This is a genomic window from Streptomyces boncukensis, from assembly GCF_011045075.1.
Taxonomy (GTDB): domain Bacteria; phylum Actinomycetota; class Actinomycetes; order Streptomycetales; family Streptomycetaceae; genus Streptomyces; species Streptomyces boncukensis.
In genome coordinates, this window is sequence record NZ_JAAKZZ010000428.1 from 1 (window position 1) to 6501 (window position 6501).

Below are 6501 nucleotides of genomic sequence, written 5' to 3' on the forward strand. Positions count from 1 at the left end.
GGCACGCCCCGCCCGTCCCCGAGCCCACGCCCGAGCCTCCGGCCTCGTCCCCGCCGGCGGCCGGGCCCGATTCGCTCCCGGAACCCGAATCGGCCCCGGCCCCTGCGTCTTCCGGCCGCCGCTCGTCGCGGCGCCGCGCCACTATGAAGGAGAACAGCTGATGGCGTGCCCCTCTCTGCTGCGCGGCACGGCGCTGCGCGCAACCCGCCTGGACGCCTGCGGGCGCCCCGTGTACGGCGACTGCAACCAGGTGGTGAGCGACGGCTTCATCACCATCTCGATGTCGGCCGAGACCGAGGAGGGGGAGGACATCTCGGTCACCAAGGCCAACGGCAAGACGTGCATCAGCGAAGCCGGGTGCGAGCAGCTCAACTACCACTCGCTGGAGATGGAGTTCTGCGAGGTCGACCCCGACCTGGTGCAGATCATGAACCCCAGCTTCGAGATCTACCGGGACTTCGACGGCAATCCGATCGGCTGGGACGAGAGCACCGAGCTCCGCTGCGACATCGGGTATGCGCTGGAGCTGTGGACCAACGTGTACGCCGCCGAGGACGCGTGCTCGGGCGCCGGGTCTCAGGGGCAGTGGGGGTATCTGCTCCTGCCGTGGGTGATCGGCGGCGCGAGCGGGGACCTGGAGATCACGAACGACGCGGTGAGCTTCAACTTCAACGGCCGCACCAAGGTCGGCTCTGGCTGGCGCCGGGGTCCCTACAACGTGCAGGCCGGGCAGGGCGGTGTGCCCGGCCCGATGCTCAAGCCGATCGGGCCGAAGACTCCGCGCCGCTTCTTCGTCACGACGATTCGGCCGCCGGAGCCGGAGTGCGGCTGCCAGCCAGTCGACAGGCCCGTACCGGACCCGGCGGACCTGTACATCACCGGCGTCGCCAACGAGTCGCCGCGCCGGACGGTGCGCTTCCGCGCGGACAACCACGGCTTCGGCCCGGTCATGGTCGACTGGGGCGACGGCACGGACCCGCAGGAGGTTGCGGACGGCGCGTGGGTCACGCACGTCTACGACGCGGACGGCGACTACCTGATCAAGGCGTGCGACAAGCAGACTCCGGTGATCTGCGCCGAGCGCACGGTGACGATCCCGCTCCCGGCCGATGAGCCGACGCTGACGCTGTCGGCGGACAACCCCGAGGACCCCTACGAGGTCACCGCCACGATTGGCCTGCCCTCGCAGTCCGACGGGACCGCGCTGGTGGACTGGGGCGACGGCACCGCCCCGGAGGAGGTCACCGTCGGCGCGGACGGCACGGTGGCTGTGATCCACAAGTACAGCGTGCCCAGCGTCTACACGGTGACGGTGCGGCGCGGGGACATCGACACCTACCGCACCCGCGAGGCGATCCTCGTCCCGGCCCAGGACCCGGGCCCGACGACGCCTCCGCAGGTGACTGCCGAGGCGGACCCGTCTGACGGCACGGGCCGCACGGTGCTGCTCACGATCGACAACACCGGCGAACAGCCCCCGGCCGAGGGCCCGCAGGTGGAAGCCGCGGCCGACCCGTCCGACACGAGCGGACGAACCGCTCTCCTCACCATCGACAACGCCTGACTGGAGGCACCACACATGGCTGGACCGACAACGATCGACTGGGGGGACGGGTCCCCGGTGGAGGACGGCCCCGAGCAGGGCAGCGCCTCCCACCCGTACACACAGGACGGCCCGCAGTCGGCGACAGTGTGCGACGCCGCGGACCCGAGCGCATGCACCACGGTGGAATTCACCATCCCGTTCCCGGTGGAGGAGCCGTCGGTGACCGCGGAGCCTGACCCCGACGACTCGACCGGCCGCACCGTCCTGATCACCCTCGCCGGGTTCCCGGCGGACGGCGCTGTCACGGTGGACTGGGACGACGGGACCACCGCGGAGACCGTCCCGGCGGGCACCACGACCGCCACACACGCCTACGCGTCGGGTGTGGAGGGGGAGCAGACCATCACCGCCACCTCGGCGACGGACGCCACCAAGACCGCGAGCACGACGTTCACGCCGACCCCCGAGCCCGAGCCGGAGCCGACGGTCACGGCGGCCCCGGACGAGTCGGACGCCACCGGCCGCACGGTCGAGATCACGCTCGACGGCTTCCCCGCTGACGGCGCGGTGTCCGTCGACTGGGGCGACGGCACGGCGGCCGAGGAACTGCCCGCCGGGACGACCACCGGGACACACGCGTACGCGGAGGGAGTCGAGGGCGAGCAGACGATCACGGCGACGTCCGTGACCGACGGCACCAAGACGGCATCGGCGACGTTCACCCCCACCCCGCCCGCGGCGGCTCCGACGGCCACGGCGGAGCCGGACGCTGGCGACCCGATGACCGCCTCGCTGTCCTGGGAGGACTTCCCGCCGGACACGACCAGCGTGGCGGTCGACTGGGGCGATGGCACCGGCCCGGAGGCGGGGCTGGCCACTGCGGATGGCGCGGGTACTGCGTCGCACTCCTACGCGGCCGGCACGGTGGACACCGAGCAGACCATCACGGTCACCTCCGAGCAGGACGACACTCAGGTGGCGTCGGCCACGTTCACGCCTACCGCCGGGGCCGCCGCGCTGCGGTCTGTGGCGCGGAAGCGGAAGTAGCAACCGGGGCCGTCCTGCCCGCCTTGCGGTGGGGCGGCCCTGTCCCGGAGGGAGGCCGGTCGTGCCGGATGAGGTGCTGGACGGGCCGTGCGGCCCGTGGCCGCTCGATACGTCGTGCTGCCCCGGCTGGCCGGAGGACCCGGCCGACTGGAGCCCGGAGCAGCAGGCGGCGGCTCAGATCGCCACCGAGGTGCTGTGGCGGCTGGTCGCTGGCCGGTACGGGCTGTGTGAGGAGCTGATCCGGCCGTGCCGCCGGGGCTGCGACGAGCCGTCGCCGTACTCGGGGTCGTTGCTGCGGCCGGTGCTGGACTCGGGCCGCTGGTACAACCGGCCGTGCGGCTGCGGGCCCAGCGGGTGCTCGTGCACCCCGTTGTGCGTGATCGAACTGCCGGGCCCAGTGCATGAGGTGCTGGAGGTGCGGCAGGACGGACAGGTCGTGGACGCGTCCGGATACGTCCTGCACCGGACCGCGACCGGCGGACGGCTTGTCCGGACAGGCGGGGAGTGCTGGCCGGACTGCCAGCGGCTGGACCGTCCGGACACGGAGCCGGACACGCTGTCCGTCCGGTATCTGCGGGGCCTGGAGGTGCCCGCGGCCGGCCGCCGCGCGGTGGGCCAGCTCGCCTGCGAGATCGCCAAGCTGTGTGAGGGGCGGCCGGGCGGCTGCGCGCTGCCGACGGGAGTCAAGAGCGTGACGCGGGAGGGCGTGGCCTACGACATCGTGCCGCCCGGAGACTGGCCGGAGACGCTGCGCGCGCACATGCCGCAGGTGTGGGCGTGGGTGCAGCTGGTGAACCCCCAGCAGGTGCGCCAGTTCGGCGCCGTGCTCTCCCTCGATCTGCCGCCCGCTCCGGTGGCGGCCCGCTATCGACCGGAGGTGCCACGGTGACCACGCCGACCGATGACGTGCTGCTGCCGCCGGACGCCGACCCGCGGCTGGGGCCGGTGCTGTCCGGGCTGACCGCGTGCCTGTGCGCGGCGCTCGCCGAGGGCGGGCGTCCGGCGTGCGCCTGCTGCCTGGTGTGGGGATCGTCGCCGCCCGCGCAGGACTTCTGCTCGTGCGACTGCGACGACGGGCACGGGCAGGCGTGGGTGCGGGTGGTGCGGCAGGACCCGGTCGTCACCGACCAGCGGCGCCGACGCTGCCAGACCTGGCGCATGCAGACCACGATCGAGATCGGTGTGGCCCGCTGCGTGGCGGTGGTCGCCGAGGACGGGCAGTCCGCGCCGACGTGCGAGCAGCGCGAGGCCGACGCGTGGGGGCTGGTGCTCGATCAGCGGCTGCTGCGGGAGGCGGTGGCGTGCTGCGAGGCGCTGTCGGATGTGCAGGTGTGGCCGGGGCCGGTGGCGCCACTGGGGCCGCAGGGCGGCTGTTCTGGGGTGACGGTGCAGATCACGGTGGAGGTGTAGGCGTGGCGGGGACGACGGCGATCGTGTGCGTGCTGCTCGGCGTGTGCGGGGTGGCGCTGGCTGGGGTGGTGGCGCGGGCCCGGGTGGAGATGGCCCGGATCCAGGCCCAGGTGGAGCGGAGGCGGCGATGAGCGTCCGGGTCGACGTGGACGTGGATGAGGCCGCCGTCGCCCGGCTGGTGGCTGATGTGGTGGACGAGGTGACGGCGGAGGTAGCGAATGCCGCGCGGCGCCGGGCTCCGGTGGACCGCGGGCAGCTGCGGGCGTCGATCCGGTCGGAGACGCGGCAGCATGGGTCGCAGGTCGTGGGCGAGGTGTGGTCGTCGCTGGAGTACGCGGCATACGTGCACCAGGGCACCGGGATCTACGGGCCGGCCGGGCGTCCGATCCGCCCGCGGCGGGCGCGGGTCTTGTCCTGGGAGCCCAGCGGCGGCGGGGGCCGGGTTTACGCACGGGAGGTGCGCGGCCAACGCCCGCAACCGTGGCTGCTGGAGGCGTTGCGGGAGGTCGCGCCGGGGCCGGTGGACGAGACGGTGCGGTACTGACCCCTACCGTGCCGGGGACCACCAGCTCAAGGAGGACCCCATCATGGCCACCGACTTCGTGATCAAGAGTGACGCCGCAGGGACCAGCCCGGCGGACCTGCCCCCGGTGCAGGTGGAGCTGTCCGACGGCGGCCAGTATGAGGCTCACGGGTTCGACGCCATGGCCGTGCAGATGCAGCTGGCGTACATCGAGGAGATGGCCACCCCGACCGAAGGGCAGAACCCGGACCTCGCATCCGTCCTCGCTGAGCTGCGGAACGCGCTCTTGCACGTCTTCTCGGACGAGGACGTGGAAGACCTCATGATCAAGGTCCGGTCGGCGCGGAGCCCGGTCACCTTCGGAGAGCTGTTCAACGACTTGCTGCCCAAGCTGATCAGCCACTATGAGCCCTATTTCCAAAAGCAGCGGGAGGAGATGGGGCTTGCGGAGCCCAACCGGGAGCAGCGCCGTGCTGCGACGAAACGGGCACCGGCGAAGAAGACAGCCGCCAAGAAGCCCGCGCGCGCCCGGTCGTGAGGTTCGGCCCCGCAGCGCTGGGGCCTTTGCCCATCACGATCGACGGTGAGTCGTACACCCTGATGGTGCCGGACGGGCGCACGCTGGCCGGGATCGCCGCGTCCGGGCAGTGGCCTCAGATCATGCCCGGACTCCTGGACGAGACAGTGCAGAGCGCGGTGAACGCCCGGATCCGCGACCCTCGTGACGAGTTCACTCTCCACGGGTGCTGGCGCATCGCGGTGGGGGTGGCGCCGGAGCTGTACGGGGTGGAGTGGTGGGCGGCGTCCCGACTGTGTGCGCTGGCTCAGGAACGGTGGCGGGACTGGTCTGCCTGGTGCGTCCGCCGGGGTCTCGATGTCGATACCGCGTCCGGGCACCGGATCGTGTCCGGGGTGTGGGCGTGGCTGCTGGAGCACGCCCACGAGGAGAAGGATCTCCACAAGGTCGAACGCGCCATCTTCGACCCGCCGCCCGAGCTGCGCCGCACCCGGGCCGCGGTCCCGCGCGGCTTCTCCGAGGCCGAGCTGGCGGCCCAGGCCCAGCAGATCGCCGCCATGGCCGCGGACGGCGCCGACGAATAGCCGCCGGGGAGGCACGGCGTACGCGCCCCTACGCTCCGGGAGACGCCGCTGGCTGGTGGGCCGGGCACCACGCACCCCTGTGATGCGGGGTGCCGCATGCCCGGAGGTGCCCGCCCATGCCGCAGGTCGGCCGCACCTCCGTCCAGATCACGTCGGATACCGCCGCCTACGCCGCCCAGCTGCGCCAGGACCTCGCCCGCGCTGGCCGGGACGCCGGGCAGGCCCTCGATGACGCGGTCCAGCGCGCGGTGCGCGGCACCGGGGAGCGGGCCGGCCGTCAGATCGCCCGGGACCTCCGCCGCGCGCTGAGCACCGTGCGCGCCCAGGTGCGCATCGAGCCGGACCTGTCGCGGTTCCGGGCCGAGCTGCGGGCGGCGCTGCGCGGGCTGACGGCCCAGGTTCGGGTTACCGCCGACACCTCCCGGTTCCGTGGTGAGCTGAGCCGGGAGCTGGCCGGGCTCGGCAGCGTGCAGGTACGCGTCAGCCCCGACCTGACGGGGTTCCGGGCTGAGCTGGAGCGCGCGCTGCGCTCGGTGAAGGCCCGGGTGAGGGTCACGCCGGACCTAACGGGGTTCCGGGCTGAGCTCGACCGCGCAGTCCGTGGGCTGACGGTGCGAGTGCGGGTGGAGGCAGACCTGGCGCGGCTACGCGCCCAACTGGCCCGCCTGGACGCCACGGTCCGCAGCATGCCGCAGCCGGTGATCCGGCCAGAAGTCGACTCCCGACCGGCACTCGGGGGGCTGCGGTCGCTGGGGGCGGCGGCCGGGCGGGTGCTGGGACCGCTGCGAAGTCTGCTGGGGATCGTCGCGACCGGGACCAGCTTCGCGGTTCTCGGGGCGGCGGCCGGGGGCGCGGCCGTGCAGCTGCTCGCGTT

The 6501-nt window shown here is 73.1% G+C and carries 8 protein-coding genes and 1 pseudogene; all 9 read left to right on the forward strand.

Going from position 1 to position 6501, the window contains the following annotated elements:
* The first annotated feature begins 160 nt into the window (after positions 1 to 160).
* Positions 161 to 1564, forward strand: coding sequence for a hypothetical protein (locus G5C65_RS28760; RefSeq protein ID WP_165301965.1), 1404 nt, complete (start codon positions 161 to 163; stop codon positions 1562 to 1564).
* Between the two features lie 15 nt (positions 1565 to 1579).
* Positions 1580 to 2593 (forward strand): hypothetical protein, encoded by a 1014-nt coding sequence (locus G5C65_RS28765; protein WP_165301966.1) that lies wholly within the window; start codon positions 1580 to 1582, stop codon positions 2591 to 2593.
* A gap of 61 nt (positions 2594 to 2654) precedes the next feature.
* Positions 2655 to 3482 carry a hypothetical protein gene (locus G5C65_RS28770; RefSeq protein ID WP_165301967.1) on the forward strand — a complete coding sequence of 276 codons (828 nt, stop codon included), beginning with the start codon at positions 2655 to 2657 and terminating at the stop codon, positions 3480 to 3482.
* A complete protein-coding gene (locus G5C65_RS28775) occupies positions 3479 to 4003 on the forward strand; it encodes a hypothetical protein (protein WP_165301968.1) in 525 nt (174 codons plus the stop codon). Before G5C65_RS28770 ends, G5C65_RS28775 begins: the two co-directional genes overlap by 4 nt.
* A 2-nt stretch (positions 4004 to 4005) precedes the next feature.
* On the forward strand, positions 4006 to 4134 hold the full coding sequence (locus G5C65_RS40225) for a hypothetical protein (protein ID WP_277608113.1): 129 nt from the start codon (positions 4006 to 4008) through the stop codon (positions 4132 to 4134).
* The gene (locus G5C65_RS28780) at positions 4131 to 4547 is read left to right on the forward strand and encodes an HK97 gp10 family phage protein (RefSeq protein WP_165301969.1); all 417 of its coding nucleotides are present in this window, start codon (positions 4131 to 4133) and stop codon (positions 4545 to 4547) included. The genes G5C65_RS40225 and G5C65_RS28780 overlap by 4 nt, the downstream gene beginning before the upstream one ends.
* 43 nt (positions 4548 to 4590) lie before the next feature.
* Positions 4591 to 5064, forward strand: a complete 474-nt coding sequence (locus G5C65_RS28785; protein WP_165301970.1) for a hypothetical protein — start codon at positions 4591 to 4593, stop codon at positions 5062 to 5064.
* 26 nt (positions 5065 to 5090) lie between these two features.
* The gene (locus tag G5C65_RS28790; RefSeq protein WP_241266123.1) at positions 5091 to 5627 is read left to right on the forward strand and encodes a hypothetical protein; all 537 of its coding nucleotides are present in this window, start codon (positions 5091 to 5093) and stop codon (positions 5625 to 5627) included.
* 116 nt (positions 5628 to 5743) lie between these two features.
* Positions 5744 to 6501: pseudogene (locus tag G5C65_RS28795) on the forward strand (hypothetical protein); the annotation flags it as partial.

Excerpts from the sequence above, each read along its gene's own strand:
- G5C65_RS28760 (WP_165301965.1), top strand. The coding sequence starts at position 161 with ATGGCGTGCCCCTCTCTGCTGCGCGGCACGGCGCTGCGCGCAACCCGC.
- G5C65_RS28765 (WP_165301966.1), top strand. The coding sequence starts at position 1,580 with ATGGCTGGACCGACAACGATCGACTGGGGGGACGGGTCCCCGGTGGAG.
- G5C65_RS28780 (WP_165301969.1), top strand. The coding sequence starts at position 4,131 with ATGAGCGTCCGGGTCGACGTGGACGTGGATGAGGCCGCCGTCGCCCGG.
- G5C65_RS28785 (WP_165301970.1), top strand. The coding sequence starts at position 4,591 with ATGGCCACCGACTTCGTGATCAAGAGTGACGCCGCAGGGACCAGCCCG.